Here is a 14,759-nt window from a genome sequence, read left to right on the forward strand (position 1 = left end):
GCGGCCGTGATTTCCTTTGCTTCCGGGAGAGTGCGGGCCAGGAGTGCACGCAGGTGAGTCAGCGCGGGCTGGAAGGCTTCGGGGGCGGCGGCGATGTAGGCGTCAGGGTCGGTAGGGGTCGTCATGGTGGCCGGGTGTAGGACTCCGCAAGCGCTAGTCTCAGGGCACAGAGTGCTGCCGGGCACTGAGAGGAAGTCTCTATGCGGACAGCAGGAAGAATATGGGTCAGCGTTCTGACGTTCTGCGATACAGCCATGCTGCTTGGTGCCTGCACTACCGGGGGAGCGGTACCGGAGACGGGGACGGAAACGACTGTCTCTCGTGCAGATCCCTGGTCCGACCGAGTCAATCCCCGGATATTCGAGGTGCCCGACGGCGGTTATCTCTTTCGCCTGGTGGGTGGCGACGTCTGCCCCATCGGAGGCGGCATGACCGATTCGGAGTTTGCCTGCCTGCTCAATTTCCGGGAGCCGATGCCCACCGAGGACGGCACCTTGACCCGGGGCATCGAATTCCGCGACGGCATGTTCACCCCGAGCAGGGAACTGGCCGATCCCGCTGTAGAGCAGTCCTTCGGAGAGGCGAAGTCCCGGGCTGCGCTGCTGGAGCCCCGCCAAGGACTGGAGATCGAGGGTTTCACCATGGTCGTGGAAACCAATGATGAGGTCATGTTCCTCTGGGGTGATGGCAGGGCCCAGTTCTTCATCGCGGAGCAGGGACACACACCGTTCTGGACCCCACGTCCCGAGTGGATTCCCTCGCCCTACTGACCCAGGAACCAGTTCACTGCATCACGGTAGGTCCACATGCTGCTGGGCATGCCCTCCGGCGGATCAGTCGGCGTTCCCACACCGGCCACTGTCGCATCCGCACCGAAGGCCAGCGTGAAGTCGACCACCGCGCGGCGTAGGTGGTTCTCGGAGGTCACGACGATGACGGATGTAGCGCCGGGAAGCAGCTGGCGGGAGTAGCGGGCGTTGGTGACCGTGGAGTTGGCGCGGTCCTCGACGATGATCCGGCCGTCCGGCAGGCCCTGGGAAGTCAGCCAGTCACGCATGGCGTGCGCCTCGACATGGCCGTCCGGGGTGGGCCCGCCGGAGACAACGATCGGTGCGGTGGGATGGGCGGCGGCCAGCTCACGGGCTGCCTCGAGGCGGTGGGCCAGGTTGGGGTGCACGGAGCCGTCGGTGTTCAGCCCGTTGCCCAGCACGGCGATGGGCGCGCCAGCCGGTGCCGCGGAGGCGGGCGTGATGTCCGAGTGCAGCGCCTGCAGTGCGGCGGTGACCAGCGTGCGGCGCTCGGGGCTGAGTGCCTGCAGTGCGGCTTCCCGGGCCGCAGCGTTCGACTCGTAGTCTGCGGAGAATACCGCTGCGGTGAGCAGATCCTCCTGGCTGGCGGCCGCCAGATCCAGCCCGCCGCCCTGCACCTCCTGGGAGATGAGGTAGGGGCCGTGGCCGGGGATGTCCACCAGGATGATCTTCTCCAGGCCCGGCACCGGAATGGTGAGCGGGATGGATGACAGCGAAGAGGTCAGCGCGTGTGCGGGTGCCACCATGCCCGGCAGAAGGGCGAGGGCGGTGGCAGCAGCCAGCAGTGGGTGAGTGGCACGAAAACGCATGACTTCTCCTTTGGTCGGGAAAATTAACCCGTTCTCAGCATCAGACTTTCGGCCGAAGGTAAGGTGTCCCACATGCAGAACTGGCACACCGGACCATTCGACAATGACGACGCCGCCGAAGTGCTCGAGGACGTCCGCAGCGGTGAACTTTACCTGGATGAACTGCTGCCCGGGGTGGGAAACCGTTATATCGAGGCTGATCAGGGCGCGATCATCGTGGCCCTCGCTCACCTCGCCGGTGGGGACCTGCCCGAGGGCATCACGCCCGAGCAGGTCACTGAGCTGCAGACCCCGGAGATCAAGGAACGCCTGCGCCAGTGCCTGGGTGCGGTGCTCTCTGACGGGACGGTCTCTGAACTCGCCGCCCAGTGGGCCGAGGAAGGCACCGAGCAGCTCTATGAGTGGAAGGCGAAGGCCTTCATCAGCCTGAGCTGAGAACGTTCAGTCCTCGAGGAGTTCGGCGACAAGGCCCTGAACGCGGGCGTCGATGTCATCGCGCACCAGGCGCATGCGTTCCATGCCTGCGATGCCGCGCTCGGAGGGCTCGTCGGTCACCCAGCGCTCGAGTGTGCCGCGGGCGTCGGCGGGCAGTTCGAGCTGGGCGGCAGCGCCGAGGATGATGGTGCGGTCGACGCGGCGCAGCAGCTGCGGGTCGACCCCCTTCGGGTGACCGCCAGACATGTCGGCCCCGACCTCGGCAATCGCCTCGACGGACTGGGCGTTGAGCTTGGTGCCCGGCTTCGTGCCGGCGGAGTGGATCTCCAGGCGGTCACCGGCATGTTTGGCGGCGAGGGCGGCGGCCATCTGGGATTTGCCGCCGTTGCCGACGCAGACGAACAGGGCAGAAGGGTGGGGAGTGGTCATGAGGGGATGCTCTCCTTCTCGGAGGTATGGGTGGTGGAGGTCTTTAGCGGGGGCAGGCTCGGGTCACCGGGGAAGAGTTTCGGTCCCAGCCACAGCATGACGTAGACCAGGCCGACGAGCACGGGGATCTCGATGAGCGGGCCGATCGTTCCGGCCAGGGCCTGCGCGGAGGTGGCGCCGAAGGTGCCGATGGATACGGCGATGGCGAGTTCGAAGTTGTTGCCCGCGGCGGTGAAGGACACTGAGGCTGACTGGGCGTAGTTCATCCCGGAGGCCTTCGCAGCTGCCAGGGAGATGAAGAACATGCCGATGAAGTAGGCCAGCAGCGGGACCGCCAGCCGGGCCACGATCCAGGGCTGGGAGGTGATCTGCTCGCCCTGCAGGGAAAACAGCAGCACGATGGTGTAGAGGAGGCCGATCAGCGCCAGCGGGGAGATCGCGGGGAGGAATTTCGTCTCGTACCAGCGGCGTCCCCTGGCCTTCTCGCCGATGATGCGGGAGAGGACACCTGCGGCCAGGGGGATGCCGAGGAAGACGAGTACGGAGGTGACGATTGACCAGAAGGAGAATTCAGCTGACGTGGTTGCCAGGCCCAGCCAAGAGGGCAAGACCTGGAGGTAGAACCAGCCGAGGACACTGAACATGATCACCTGGAAGACGGAGTTGATGGCCACGAGCACGGCGGTGGCCTCCCGGTCGCCACAGGACAGGTCGGACCAGACGAGCACCATGGCGATGCACCTGGCCAGTCCGACGATGATCAACCCGGTGCGCAGCGCTGGCTCGTCAGGCAGGAAGGTCCAGGCCAGGGTGAACATGAACGCCGGACCCACGAGCCAGTTGAGGACGAGGGAGACACCCATCAGGCGTTTGTCGGCGGTGATCTCGCGGGTCTTGTCATAGCGGACCTTGGCCAGGGGTGGGTACATCATCACCAGCAGGCCGAGCGCGATCGGTAGCGAGATACCGCCGACCTCTAGGGCGCCCAGTGCGTCACTGATGCCGGGGATGCCCCGGCCGATGAGCAGGCCGCCGGCCATGGCGAGGATGATCCAGACGGGGAGGTATGTGTCGAGGAAGGACATGCGCGGGCGGTGGGGAGCGGTCATGCGGACTCTTTCAATACATTGACATTCATCAATATGAAAACTAGGCATGATATAGATGACTGTCAATACTAGGATGGGCGTTATGCCAACCCCGCAGATTCTCCCCCTCACGGATCTCTCCGCTTGCTGCTCCCTGGGCTCAGGGCCCCTGAGCGAAGAGGAGGCGCAGCGTTATACCACCTTATTCAAGGTCCTGGCTGACCCTGCCCGCCTGCGGATCCTCTCGCACCTGGCGGCCGAGGGCTGCGGACCCATCAGCGTCAACGAACTCACGGAAATCTCGGGGCTGAGCCAGCCGACGGTCTCCCACCACCTGAAACGGCTCACGGAGGCCGGGCTGCTGGAGAAGACCAGGGTGGGGCGCATAGTCACCCATCAGGTCCGTCCCGAGCTCTTCGCCGAGCTGCGCACCGTCCTCCAGATGGACTGAGCCTCACGTGAACAGCGGCAACCATCATGAGGCAATCATCATCGGCGGTGGCCAGGCGGGACTGGCCACCGCCTATTACCTGCTGCGCGCCGGGGTGGACACCCTGGTTCTCGATGACCAGGACGGCCCCGGTGGGGCGTGGCGCCACGTGTGGCCGTCGATGACACTGTTCTCCACCGCAGAGTTCTCGAATCTGCCGGGCAGGCCCATGCCGTCCTACGACGGTTTTCCCCCGTCGTCGCATGTCATTGACTACCTGAGCGTTTATGAGCAGCGTTACCGGATTCCGGTGGAGCGGCCCGTGCGGGTCCGCCGGGTCAACTACCTTGACGGCCACTACCGGGTCCAGGCCGAGGGCAGGTCCTGGACGGCCACCAATATTGTCGCCGCCACGGGCACCTGGTCCGCCCCCTTCGTGCCTGCGTATCCGGGATCGTTCCCGGGCACGCAGTGGCATTCGGCGAATTATCCCGGCCCGGAGCAGTTCCGGGGCTCCTCGGTGGCGGTGGTGGGGGCGGCGAACTCCGCCGCGCAGATCGCCGCCGAGCTTATCGACGCTGCCGATGCCACCTGGTACACCCGGCAGCAGCCGCGGTGGATGCCCGATGAGGTCGACGGGCGGGTGCTGTTCCGGCGCAACCGGCAGCGCGCCCTGGCGATCCAACGGGGCGAGACGGATCCGGGGGCCGATTCACAACTCGGCGACATCGTCATGCTGCCCAAGGTGCGTGAGGCCCGCGATGCCGGACGCCTCACGGCCACGCCCATGTTCACCTCTCTCGACCAGGTGCAGTCCGAGCACCTGATCTGGTGCACAGGATTCCGTCCCGCGCTCGGCCCCGTACGCCGCCTGCTCCGCGAGGGGATCCCGGAACATCCCGGTCTGCACCTGGTCGGATACGGCGACTGGACCGGGCCCGGCTCCGCGACGATCACCGGGGTCGGCCCCCACGCCAAGCAGGCCGCCCGGGACATCGCGGCCTCAGTCGGCAGGGTGGTCAAATAGGGAGCCTCGGTCCCATATCACACCTACGATCGAGGTCATGGACCTCCACCCGAATCTGCAGCCTTATGCGTTCCTCCTCGGCACCTGGAAAGGTGAGGGCCGGGGCTTCTATCCGACTATCGACGACTTCAGTTTTGAAGAGACCTTGATCTTCTCGGCCATCCCCGGCAAGCCCTTCTTCCGCTACGAGCAGAAGACAATGGGGCCGGACGGGCCGATGCACACCGAACTGGGTTTCCTGCGCCCGACGGGGGAGGGGAAACTGGAGTTCATCCTCGCCCAGCCGATGGGGCAGACGGAACTGCTGACCGGTAATGCCCGTGAGGAGGAGTACTTCCTCGTCCTGGACTTCGCGGAGTCCACGATCGTCAACTCGGGCAGCGCGAAGAAGGTCGACACGACGATGCGCAGCTACACCTTCAACGGTGACCGCACCGCCGTGACCGCACGCTTCTACATGGGGGCGGTGCGCCAGCCCCTGCAGGAGCACCTGGTCAGCGAACTGACCAAGGTGGACTGAGCCGGATCAGCCCAGTTCCCTGATCAGCTCAGCTCCACCCCGTCGCGGCTGACGGCGAAGCTGTAGAAGTCGATGGCACACATCACCCTCACCTCACCCTCTGCGATGGCACAACTGACCGGCCCCTCCACGAGTCGGTTACCCGGCTCGAGCACCGCGGTCTGCTCACGGGGGACGAAGATCCGGTTGACGTGGTGGGTCGTGGCCGGCTCGCCCTCGCGGACAGAGACCGCATTGATGTCACCCTCGCCGTCGTAGGTGCACATGGCCACCGTTTCGGTGTCCGAGTACATCTCGCAGTAGGTGCCGTCCGGGCCCTGGAACTGCAGGCCGGACTGCTTCGGGAAGATCAGCGCGGAAGCATAAGGGGCTGGGTCGGTCTCGGGGACGGCGGCGATCAGCTCGACGAAACGGCTGCCGGGGATGCCGATGTAGGAGGGTTCTCCGGTGGGCGTCTCCCTGATCGTGGTCGTGGTCTCCGTGTCGGTGGCGGTGTCCGTGGTTGTGGCCGTTGTGGTCGGGGTTGGGGTGCCCTCCGTGGACTCGTCGTAGGTGCAGCCGCTCAGGACCACCAGTCCGGCGACCGCAATAGGGAGGATGCGGATCCAGGGTTTCATGGTTGTAGCGTATCCACCCACCCGTGTCCCGCGTCACAATTCTCTGCCACTGATGCCAATCCGGTACCCGCAACATCACGGACCAATTACCATCCGGTCACATCTGCATATCGGCAGTTCTGGAGTGTTCACAAACTTAACTCCGGACACGATGTGTGAAGTAAGTTGCATTGCCCTCTACCCATCGAAGGAGCCCCCGATGAGACTGCGCAGACTGTTGCCGGTGGGCTTCGCCGCGGCCCTCACACTGGGACTGGCCTCCTGTTCCTCCAGCGACACCAGCGGCACCGTCCTCTCCATCACGAGCAGCACAGCAGGGGAAACCGACACCGAAACCGGAACACCTGATCCGCATCCCGGCCCCGCCACCACCTTCGAGATCAACGAGACACCGGTCACCTGTGAGAACCAGACCATGGACCTGATGTCCACCGCCTTCGGCGCCTGGCTCGGCTCCCAGATCGTCCCCACCGACCAACCCGGCACCTCCTACTACTTCACGGTCAAGGACAACCAGTTCAACCCCTGCGCCGAACTCAGCTGGGTGACACTCGAAGGACCCAACGGCAACCCCAACCGCGACCCCGGCAACGGCACCAACTTCGTCGACACCATCGTCTTCTTCAACGGCGAAGACCTGATCCGCGACCCCGCACCCCTCCAATTCCAGGACGTCACCTCCGTCGAGCGTATCGACGCCAACCGGCTCACCCTCACCTACCGCGGCGACTGGGAACACTCCGTCACCTACAGCTTCACCGACGGTCAACTCCACGGCGAGGAACAGCTCCCCACTGAGCAGAGCGAGAACATCCGACTCGACCTCCATCGCGCCGGGCCGTCGGCCACCGGGGCACCGCGCCCTTTCGGCAACGCCAACTACCGGCCCTGGGATCACGAGAAGTCGGTGGGCCGGCAGTACTCGCTGATGATGGGTGGGGAGATGATCACCTGCGACTTCGCCAACTTCAACGGCGTGCAGGTGGTCTGCTACTCCGAGACCTCCCTGCCCTGGCCCCTGATGCCGAGGGATCCGCAGTCCAAGGCGCAGGACATGGCCAACATCGCCTTCCTCAACTTCCAGGCTGACGGCAACATCACCACCGACGCTGGCACCTTCTCCAAGCCGGGTACGAAATTCGAGATGCTGCCGGACGATTCCGTCACCCGCATCGCCGACATCTTCATCGACACCCGCAGCGAGGTTGTCAAGATCCACGACGCCAACCTCGCCTACCTTCTCGGCGTCGGTGTCGCCGAACCCGTCGAGGTCCCCAGCTTCCAGCTCGACACCTCACGCCACCCCACGGATCTCGCGCCCTGGGAGGAATAGGGGAGCAGCCTCAAAGGTATTGACCAGCATCCGGTGCTGTGTGATGGTGGTCTCAGATGCTTCTCCACTGATAGTCCCCACCGTTGCTGTGGGAGAGGTGGGAGCGACACCGTGCCTCAGCACAGCACCGGGTCCTTCCTCGACCACGCAGTGTCCTGAGAGGAATAACCATGAGCATTCATGTCCAGCAGCCGCAGCCCTATGACATCGTCGGCAACACCATCCAGATCGCAGGGGTTGCCGGCGGCGCATTTGAAGCCACCTACAACTACGTCATCACTGAGGGACACGACGAGGTCACCGGGCATTTCATGGCCGGTGACGGTATTGGAGGCCACGGCCAGTTCCAGATCTCGGTGGATGTCTCCGGCGCCGCGTTCACCCATGTCGTGGCTTATGTGGAGGTTTTCCACACCTCGCCCAAGGACGGCGAACCCCGCGATCGCGTCGTGGTCCCGGTCATCCTGGGGGCGCGGATCGTGCCCGGCTACACCACCTACCTCGAACATGTGGTGAAGAGCGGGGAGACCTTGTGGCGGATCGCGCAGCAGCACTACGGCAACGGCAATCTCTACCACCGGCTGATAGCGGCGAATCCCTCGATCACCAACCCCAACCTGATCCGCCCCGGTGATCTGATCCGGGTGCCGCGCGCAGATTAAGCAGAGGAAAACCCCGCCGGGGTGGTCTCTGACCACCGGCGAGGCAGGCTTCCCAGGTTTTCTTTTATCGGGTCAGCGCCTCCTCCACAGGTTCCGTGGCAACTGCAGCAGCCCGGTCCTCGCGGAGCGTCGGGCGCAGCAGGAGCATGGCGATGGCGATGACCAGCAGCACCGAGGCCTCGTGGACGAGCATGCCGATCGACATGGTCACCCCGCCCAGCAGCACGCCGGCGAACAGGACGGCGACGGTGGCCAGGGCGATGGCGATGTTGAGCCGCATGGTGCGTACCGTGCGCTGGGCCAGGCGCAGCGCGTAGGGCAGGCGGGGGAGTCGGTCGGCCATGAGCGCGATGTCGGCGGTCTCGATGGCAGCGGGGGAACCGGCGGCACCCATGGCCACCCCGATGTCGGCCGTGGCCAGGGCGGGGGTGTCGTTGACGCCGTCGCCGATCATGGCCACGGTGCGCCCCTGCGCCTGCAGTTCCTTGACCAGGGTGAGCTTGTCCTCGGGAAGCATCTCCGCGTGCACCTCGTCGACTCCGAGCTCGGCGGCGACGTTGCGGGCGACGCGTTCGGCGTCACCGGTGGCCATGACGACCTCCACACCTTGAGCGTGCAGTGCGGCGATGGCGGCGGGGGCGTCGTCACGGATGGTGTCGGCGACGGCGACCAGTCCGATGGCGCGGCCGTCGATGCCGACGTACATGGCGGTCCGGCCCTGCTCGTTGAGCTGGAGCAGACGGGTGTTGTCGGGGGTGTGGTCGAGGAGGTCGGCGGAGCCGACGGCGACGGTGTGTCCGTCGACGGTGGCGATGATGCCCTTGCCGGTGACGGGTTCGGCGTGGTCGATCATCTCCACGGCCAGGCCCTCGTCGGTGGCGCCGCGGATGATGGCCTCGGCCAGGGGGTGTTCGGAGGCGGTCTCGGCGCGCGCCGCCAGGGTCAGCACATCAGCGCGGGTGTAGGCGGGGTCGAGGACCTCGACGTCGGTGAGCTCAGGGCGTCCCAGGGTCAGGGTGCCGGTCTTATCCACGACCACGGTGTCCACCTTCGCGGAGGTCTCCAGGTACTCGCCGCCCTTGATCAGGACACCGTCCTTCGCGGCGCGGCCGATGCCGGCGACGATGGAGACCGGGATGGAGATCACCAGGGCGCCGGGGCAGGCGATGACCAGCAGGGTCAGGGCGAGCTCCACATTCCAGGTGATCAGGCCGATAGCGAGGGCGGCGACCATGACGCCGGGGGTGTACCAGCGGGAGAACTTCTCCAGGAAGGTCTGGGTCCGGGCCTTGTCATCCTGGGCGTCCTCCACACGGTGGATGATCTTGGCCAGGGTGGAATCGGAGCCGATGCCCACGGCCTCGACCTGCAGCACGCCGCTGCGCAGCCAGGTGCCGGCGAAGACCTCGGAGCCCTCGGCCTTCTCCGCAGGCACGGATTCGCCGGTGATGGTGGCCTCGTCGACTCCGCCGCGGCCGGTGATGACGCGGCCGTCGACAGGCACCTGTTCGCCGTTGCGGACCAGGACGGTGTCACCCGGGACCAGTTCCCAGATCTCGACGGTCTCCGGCTGGCCGTCGCGCAGAACGGTGGCGGTCTCCGGGGCGGAGTCAACGAGATCGGACAGTGCCTTGCGGGTGCGGTTCATCGTCGCCCGCTCCAGGGCCTTACCCAGGGCGAAGAGGAAGGTCACGGCGGCTGATTCCCAGTAGTTGTTGATGAACAGCGCGCCGACGGCGGCGACGATGACCAGCAGGTCAATCGAGATCATCTTGATGCGCAGTGCCTGGATCGCTGAGACGGCGATCTGCCAGCCCGCGACCACGGCGGCCGCGATCATCAGCAGGTCTGAGCCGGTGATCCAGGACAGGACTATCAGCAGGCCTGAGACGGTTACGACGCCCCAGGTTCTCCAGTTCTTCATGGTGGTTTCCTTTTCTCCGGTGGTTTTATTCTGGTGTCATCTTTTAAGTTATGGCTGTTCGGGAGAAACTTCCTTGACGCGCATCAAATAGCCGAAACCTGCCCTGAAGTGCAGAAACCCCGCCAGCACGAGGCGGGCGGGGTTAGGAGTGTGGTGGGGTCAGATCGCCGAGGGCTTGGCGGTGTAGCCGACATCAGCGACTGCGGCGACAAGATCGCGCACGCTGACCTTCTCGGGGTCATGGGCGACCAGGATACGGCCGGAGGAGAACTTCACTTCTGCGGACTCCACGCCGTCCAGGCCACCGAGTTTGTTCTCGATCTTGGCCACACACGACGGGCAGCTGAACTCGTCGGAGCGCAGGGTGGTGTTCTTCAGCTGGGTGGGGGTGGTCATCTCAATCATTCCTTATCTTCTCGGTGTTCCTTGCTTGCACCTTTGACTTTAAGGTCAGCGCGCACCGAGTTCCTTGACGTGGATCAAAGAACGGAAAAACTGCCTTCACCAGGTGTTATTCTTCCCCGATCAGCGTGTCGAGGGCGTCTGGGTCCGCGATGGCCACCCATTCCCGGCCGGAGTCGATGATCCCGGACTTCTTCATCTTCGACATGGCCCGGGATGCGGACTCCAGCGTCGTGCCGGCCATGCCCGCGATGTCATCGCGGCGCAGCCGGACCTGCAGCAGGCTGGAACCGTCCGCCTGCAGCTGCCCGAGTTTGCCGTTGAGCCGGCGCAGCACCTTGGCCACCCGCTGCTCGACGGTCTTCGTCGCCTGCGCGATATCGCGTTCCCGGGACTGGGCGAGCCGGTCCTGCTGCATCCGGATGATCGCCAGGGCGAGCTTCGGGTGCTTCTCGACGACCTCCGCCAGGGCCTCGGCGGGCAGGTGCAGCGCGCAGGTCGTCTCCATCGCCCAGGCGGAGTCGACGGCCTCGGAGGCGCGAATGTCCAGGGGGCCGATGACATCACCCGGGGCGGCAATGTCCACGGTGATCTCCTTGCCGTCGATGGTGTCCCGGGTGACGCGGACCCGGCCGGAGACCACGAGATAACTGCCCGCCACCTCCTCGCCCGCGAGGAATACCGGATCCCCCTCCGCCCACGACCACGCGGTGAGGTGTCCATCCAGGTCCAGGTGCTCCTCGGGACCCAGGTCCCGGGTGAGCGGGGAGCGGGACATGGCGGTCAGGCGCACATCCAGCGAGCAGGAGTGGGGACGGGCGCAGCTGGGACGGACAGGGTTGGTGGACATGCCCCCGATGCTAGGTCAGGTGGGACGGGTCCAGGTCGATCCGGCGCAGCAGCTGGGCGTTGAGGGCGACCACGATCGTCGACAGGGACATCAGTACCGCGGCCGCGGCGGGAGGGAGGACGAACCCGATGGGGGCGAGGACACCGGCGGCCAGCGGCACAGCGAGGATGTTGTAGCCGGAGGCCCAGATCAGGTTCTGGACCATCTTGCGGTAACTGGCCCGGGACAGGGTGATCATCGACAGCACCGCCCTGGGGTCATCACCGGCCAGCACCACCCCGGCCGATTCCATGGCGACATCAGTGCCCGCTCCGATGGCGATGCCGACCTCGGCCCGGGCCAGGGCCGGGGCATCGTTGACACCGTCGCCGACCATGGCCACCGTCAGTCCGCGGGACTGCAGGTCCGTGACCTGGGTGTCCTTGTCCTGCGGCAGGACCTCGGCGAAGACCTCGTCGATGCCCAGATCCGCACCGACCGCCTGGGCGACCTGGCTCGCGTCACCGGTGATCATCGCGACCTTGATGCCGCGGTCCTGCAGGGCGCGGACAGCGGCGCGGGATTCGGGGCGGATCTTGTCCTCGACAGCCACGGCGCCGATGATCTGGCCGTCGCGCACCACGTGGAGGACACCGGCTCCCCGGCGCGCCCAGGAATCGGTCTGTTCCTCGATCACCCCGGGGTTGGTCAGGTCGAATTCGCGGAGCATGTTCGGTCCGCCGACGATGATGTCGGAGCCTTCCACCCGGGCGCGCACACCCCGGCCGGAGGCGGCGCGGAAGTCGGTGCCGCGCACCTGCCGGCCGGCGGCCTCCGGATGTGCGGCAGCGGCGGCCACAATCGCCCGGGCCACGGGATGTTCGCTGTCGACCTCCGCGGCGGCCGCCAGCGACAGCAGTTCCCCGGCCGACACCCCGGGCACCGGGGCGATGTCGGTGACGGCGTGTGCGCCCTCGGTCAAGGTGCCGGTCTTGTCGAAGAGCACCACATCGATGGTGCGCATCCGCTCAAGCGCCATCCGGTCCTTGATCAGCACCCCGGATTTCGCGGCTCGCTCGGTGGAGATGGCGATGACCAGGGGGATCGCCAGACCCAGGGCGTGCGGGCAGGCGATGACCAGCACGGTGACGGTGCGTATCACTGCGTCGTCGGGGCTGCCGATCACGGACCAGATGATGGCGGTGAGGATGCCGGCGCCCAGCGCGAACCAGAACAGCCACGCCGCGGCCCGGTCTGCCAGGGCCTGGGCCCGGGAGGAGGATTCTTGGGCGTCGGCGACCATGCGCTGGATCCCGGCCAGGGCGGTGTCCCCGCCGGTGGCTTCGACGCGCACGCGGACGGTGTTGTCGGTGGCCACCGTTCCGGCCACCACCTTGTCCCCGGACTGGCGCAGGACGGGTCGGGATTCCCCGGTGATCATCGCCTCATCGAATTCGGCCGCACCATCGACGATGGTCCCGTCGGCCGGCACCCGGGCTCCTGCCCGCACCAGTGCAACATCCCCGACCACCAACTCGGCGACGGGCACGGTACGGGTGGTGTCCCCCTCCACCTTCTCCGCCTCATCCGGGAGGAGGGCAGCCAGTGCGTCCAGAGCAGAGGAGGCGGAGCCGAGGGCACGCATCTCCAGCCAGTGACCCAGCAGCATGATGGTCACCAGCAGCGCCAGCTCCCACCAGAAGTCCAGGTGGAACCCGCCGATTCCCAGGGTGGTGATCCAGGAGGCGACAAACGCCACGGTGATGGCCATGGCGATCAGCAGCATCATCCCCGGTTGGCGGGATTTCAGTTCTGTCCATCCACCCTTGAGGAAGGGGACGCCACCGTAGAAGAAGATGACGGTGCCCAGCACCGGGGCGATCCAGGTGGATCCGGGGAACACCGGAAGCTGGTAACCGAGCAGATCGGCGACCATGGGACTGAAGATGACGACGGGCACTGACAGCAGCAGCGACCACCAGAAGCGACTGCGGAACATCGCCACGCTGTGGCCGGCGTGCTCGCCGTGGCCGTGAACGTGGTGGTCATCGTGGTGACCTGTCTCATCCAGCGCGGAGTGGGGATGAGGATCCGGCATCGCCTGGCCGTGGGTGTCGGCGTTGGCGTGGTGGCCATCGGGATGTGCGGGGGTGCTCATGACGCTCCTTGTATTCGTCCTGGCCCGGGGGTGTGACTAGGGAACCCGGTCAGGAATCGGGGACGTTCAGCCGTGTTTCTATCCTCCACCCTATACCCCATTGGGGTATGATTCGGGCCGATGGCCAGTTCGGGTGCCCCGGCATGGTCCTGTCACGACCCGAGGAGATTGACGTGAAACGAGTAACGATCGTGCTCGCCGCCCTTGCCCTCACCCTGGCCGGGTGCTCGGCAACCGAGTCCGGCCCCACGGCCACCACGCCGGCCAGTCAGGAGCAGTTCCTGGACGCTCACGGCCTGGTAGCGGGGGAGGCGCGGGAGATCATTGACCACCTCGACCGGCAGCAGGTCGCCGAGCGTCCCACGGACCTGATCGCATCGGTGCGCCCCGACGAGCTGGTGCTCTCGGACGACAAGCAGGAAGTGATCCTCCAGCTGCCCGAGGGCCTGAGTTATGTGTCGATTGCCCCTTACGCCACCCAGACTCATGACTGCTTCTACCACAGCCTGACCACCTGCCTGGGCGAGCTCGGCAACGAGGACATCCAGGTCACCATCACCGATGAGGCGACCGGCCAGGTGCTGGTCGAGGAGGAGGCAACCACCTTCGACAACGGCTTCATCGGCTTCTGGCTGCCCGCCGACGCCACCGGCACAATCGAGGTCACCCATCAGGGACGCACCGGCACCACTGACTTTTCCACCACCGCCGACGGCGCCACCTGTATCACGGACCTGCGCCTGACCTGACTTCCATTTCCGCCGACATAAGGATCCGACATGAAACGCGTCATTGCCCTCACTGCCCTCACCCTGACCTCCGCCCTGGCACTGAGCGCCTGCGGGGAGGCAGACAACGCAGACACCACCGAAACCACGGTCACCACCGCGGCGACCTCCGCTGACGAAGGCCACGACGGGCATGACCATCCGGCCGACGGTGGCACACCGCCCGCGGGAATTGAACAGGCCGCGGACCCCACGTACCCGGCGGGCACCGAGGTCCTCCTCACTGCCGACCACATGCCCGGCATGGAAGGGGCCGAGGCCACGATCTCCGGCGCCTTCGACACCACGACCTACTCGGTCAGCTACACCCCCACCAACGGAGGCGCCCCAGTCACTGACCACCGCTGGGTGGTCCATGAGGAACTCCTCGACCCGGGTCAGGCTCCGCTGCCCGACGGAGCGGAGGTCGTCCTGGACGCCGAGCACATGTCCGGCATGAAGGGTGCCCAGGCCACCATCGACTACTCCACCGATGAGACGGTCTACATGGTTGACCTCA

General features: G+C 66.0%; 17 protein-coding genes. 9 read left to right on the forward strand and 8 right to left on the reverse strand.

Annotated elements, in window-relative coordinates; translation table 11 throughout:
- Positions 1 to 428: 428 nt before the first annotated feature.
- On the forward strand, positions 429 to 770 hold the full coding sequence (locus GXZ33_RS05900) for a hypothetical protein (RefSeq protein WP_291339933.1): 342 nt from the start codon (positions 429 to 431) through the stop codon (positions 768 to 770).
- Here GXZ33_RS05900 and GXZ33_RS05905 read toward each other — a convergent pair.
- Positions 764 to 1,618 carry a YdcF family protein gene (locus tag GXZ33_RS05905; RefSeq protein WP_291339934.1) on the reverse strand — a complete coding sequence of 285 codons (855 nt, stop codon included), beginning with the start codon at positions 1,616 to 1,618 and terminating at the stop codon, positions 764 to 766. The two genes, GXZ33_RS05900 and GXZ33_RS05905, sit on opposite strands and share 7 nt — an antisense overlap.
- 72 nt (positions 1,619 to 1,690) lie before the next feature.
- On the opposite strand from GXZ33_RS05905, the gene GXZ33_RS05910 reads away from it, so the two are divergent.
- Positions 1,691 to 2,053, forward strand: coding sequence for a DUF4259 domain-containing protein (locus GXZ33_RS05910; protein ID WP_291339935.1), 363 nt, complete (start codon positions 1,691 to 1,693; stop codon positions 2,051 to 2,053).
- Positions 2,054 to 2,059: 6 nt separating this feature from the next.
- On the opposite strand, the gene GXZ33_RS05915 is transcribed toward GXZ33_RS05910, so the two are convergent.
- Entirely contained in the window at positions 2,060 to 2,482 is a 423-nt protein-coding gene (locus GXZ33_RS05915) for a low molecular weight phosphatase family protein (protein WP_291339936.1), read from the reverse strand.
- Positions 2,479 to 3,591, reverse strand: coding sequence for an ACR3 family arsenite efflux transporter (gene arsB, locus GXZ33_RS05920; protein ID WP_291339937.1), 1,113 nt, complete (start codon positions 3,589 to 3,591; stop codon positions 2,479 to 2,481). Before arsB ends, GXZ33_RS05915 begins: the two co-directional genes overlap by 4 nt.
- An 82-nt stretch (positions 3,592 to 3,673) precedes the next feature.
- On the opposite strand from arsB, the gene GXZ33_RS05925 reads away from it, so the two are divergent.
- From GXZ33_RS05925 to GXZ33_RS05935, 3 genes are read left to right on the forward strand one after another with little or no spacing between them, the layout of a single operon-like run.
- On the forward strand, positions 3,674 to 4,021 hold the full coding sequence (locus GXZ33_RS05925) for a metalloregulator ArsR/SmtB family transcription factor (RefSeq protein ID WP_291339938.1): 348 nt from the start codon (positions 3,674 to 3,676) through the stop codon (positions 4,019 to 4,021).
- Positions 4,022 to 4,028: 7 nt separating this feature from the next.
- Positions 4,029 to 5,027: an ArsO family NAD(P)H-dependent flavin-containing monooxygenase gene (locus GXZ33_RS05930; protein WP_291339939.1), complete on the forward strand. Its 999-nt coding sequence runs from the start codon at positions 4,029 to 4,031 to the stop codon at positions 5,025 to 5,027.
- A gap of 37 nt (positions 5,028 to 5,064) precedes the next feature.
- Positions 5,065 to 5,547, forward strand: coding sequence for an FABP family protein (locus tag GXZ33_RS05935; RefSeq protein WP_291339940.1), 483 nt, complete (start codon positions 5,065 to 5,067; stop codon positions 5,545 to 5,547).
- 23 nt (positions 5,548 to 5,570) lie between these two features.
- Here the strand turns inward: GXZ33_RS05935 and GXZ33_RS05940 are convergent, their stop codons facing one another.
- On the reverse strand, positions 5,571 to 6,164 hold the full coding sequence (locus GXZ33_RS05940) for a hypothetical protein (RefSeq protein ID WP_291339941.1): 594 nt from the start codon (positions 6,162 to 6,164) through the stop codon (positions 5,571 to 5,573).
- A gap of 199 nt (positions 6,165 to 6,363) precedes the next feature.
- On the opposite strand from GXZ33_RS05940, the gene GXZ33_RS05945 reads away from it, so the two are divergent.
- On the forward strand, positions 6,364 to 7,497 hold the full coding sequence (locus tag GXZ33_RS05945; protein ID WP_169744854.1) for an LppP/LprE family lipoprotein: 1,134 nt from the start codon (positions 6,364 to 6,366) through the stop codon (positions 7,495 to 7,497).
- 170 nt (positions 7,498 to 7,667) lie between these two features.
- Positions 7,668 to 8,159, forward strand: a complete 492-nt coding sequence (locus GXZ33_RS05950) for a Gmad2 immunoglobulin-like domain-containing protein (RefSeq protein WP_291339942.1) — start codon at positions 7,668 to 7,670, stop codon at positions 8,157 to 8,159.
- Positions 8,160 to 8,223: 64 nt separating this feature from the next.
- Here GXZ33_RS05950 and GXZ33_RS05955 read toward each other — a convergent pair whose 3' ends face one another.
- The 4 genes from GXZ33_RS05955 to GXZ33_RS05970 form a co-directional block, all read right to left on the reverse strand.
- Positions 8,224 to 10,083: a cation-translocating P-type ATPase gene (locus GXZ33_RS05955; RefSeq protein ID WP_291339943.1), complete on the reverse strand. Its 1,860-nt coding sequence runs from the start codon at positions 10,081 to 10,083 to the stop codon at positions 8,224 to 8,226.
- 159 nt (positions 10,084 to 10,242) lie between these two features.
- The gene (locus GXZ33_RS05960) at positions 10,243 to 10,479 is read right to left on the reverse strand and encodes a heavy-metal-associated domain-containing protein (RefSeq protein ID WP_040085742.1); all 237 of its coding nucleotides are present in this window, start codon (positions 10,477 to 10,479) and stop codon (positions 10,243 to 10,245) included.
- 115 nt (positions 10,480 to 10,594) lie between these two features.
- A complete protein-coding gene (locus tag GXZ33_RS05965) occupies positions 10,595 to 11,335 on the reverse strand; it encodes a Crp/Fnr family transcriptional regulator (RefSeq protein WP_291339944.1) in 741 nt (246 codons plus the stop codon).
- Between the two features lie 10 nt (positions 11,336 to 11,345).
- Positions 11,346 to 13,472: a copper-translocating P-type ATPase gene (locus GXZ33_RS05970; RefSeq protein ID WP_052437787.1), complete on the reverse strand. Its 2,127-nt coding sequence runs from the start codon at positions 13,470 to 13,472 to the stop codon at positions 11,346 to 11,348.
- 173 nt (positions 13,473 to 13,645) lie between these two features.
- Between GXZ33_RS05970 and GXZ33_RS05975 the strand changes: the two genes are divergently transcribed.
- Complete coding sequence (locus tag GXZ33_RS05975) at positions 13,646 to 14,221, forward strand: CueP family metal-binding protein (RefSeq protein WP_040087391.1); 576 nt, start codon at positions 13,646 to 13,648, stop codon at positions 14,219 to 14,221.
- A gap of 30 nt (positions 14,222 to 14,251) precedes the next feature.
- Positions 14,252 to 14,759, forward strand: a 508-nt coding sequence (locus GXZ33_RS05980; RefSeq protein ID WP_291339945.1) for a YdhK family protein, incomplete at its 3' end; no start/stop codon positions are given.

The organism is Corynebacterium sp., assembly GCF_012838985.1.
Lineage (GTDB): Bacteria > Actinomycetota > Actinomycetes > Mycobacteriales > Mycobacteriaceae > Corynebacterium.

What these genes read in the sequence shown, in the direction of transcription:
- GXZ33_RS05900 (WP_291339933.1), top strand. Translation starts at nt 429, where the DNA reads ATGACCGATTCGGAGTTTGCCTGCCTGCTCAATTTCCGGGAGCCGATG.
- GXZ33_RS05945 (WP_169744854.1), top strand. Translation starts at nt 6,364, where the DNA reads ATGAGACTGCGCAGACTGTTGCCGGTGGGCTTCGCCGCGGCCCTCACA.
- GXZ33_RS05940 (WP_291339941.1), bottom strand. Translation starts at nt 6,164, where the DNA reads ATGAAACCCTGGATCCGCATCCTCCCTATTGCGGTCGCCGGACTGGTG.
- GXZ33_RS05965 (WP_291339944.1), bottom strand. Translation starts at nt 11,335, where the DNA reads ATGTCCACCAACCCTGTCCGTCCCAGCTGCGCCCGTCCCCACTCCTGC.
- arsB (WP_291339937.1), bottom strand. Translation starts at nt 3,591, where the DNA reads ATGACCGCTCCCCACCGCCCGCGCATGTCCTTCCTCGACACATACCTC.
- GXZ33_RS05960 (WP_040085742.1), bottom strand. Translation starts at nt 10,479, where the DNA reads ATGACCACCCCCACCCAGCTGAAGAACACCACCCTGCGCTCCGACGAG.
- GXZ33_RS05935 (WP_291339940.1), top strand. Translation starts at nt 5,065, where the DNA reads ATGGACCTCCACCCGAATCTGCAGCCTTATGCGTTCCTCCTCGGCACC.
- GXZ33_RS05925 (WP_291339938.1), top strand. Translation starts at nt 3,674, where the DNA reads ATGCCAACCCCGCAGATTCTCCCCCTCACGGATCTCTCCGCTTGCTGC.
- GXZ33_RS05950 (WP_291339942.1), top strand. Translation starts at nt 7,668, where the DNA reads ATGAGCATTCATGTCCAGCAGCCGCAGCCCTATGACATCGTCGGCAAC.
- GXZ33_RS05970 (WP_052437787.1), bottom strand. Translation starts at nt 13,472, where the DNA reads ATGAGCACCCCCGCACATCCCGATGGCCACCACGCCAACGCCGACACC.
- GXZ33_RS05905 (WP_291339934.1), bottom strand. Translation starts at nt 1,618, where the DNA reads ATGCGTTTTCGTGCCACTCACCCACTGCTGGCTGCTGCCACCGCCCTC.
- GXZ33_RS05910 (WP_291339935.1), top strand. Translation starts at nt 1,691, where the DNA reads ATGCAGAACTGGCACACCGGACCATTCGACAATGACGACGCCGCCGAA.
- GXZ33_RS05915 (WP_291339936.1), bottom strand. Translation starts at nt 2,482, where the DNA reads ATGACCACTCCCCACCCTTCTGCCCTGTTCGTCTGCGTCGGCAACGGC.
- GXZ33_RS05955 (WP_291339943.1), bottom strand. Translation starts at nt 10,083, where the DNA reads ATGAAGAACTGGAGAACCTGGGGCGTCGTAACCGTCTCAGGCCTGCTG.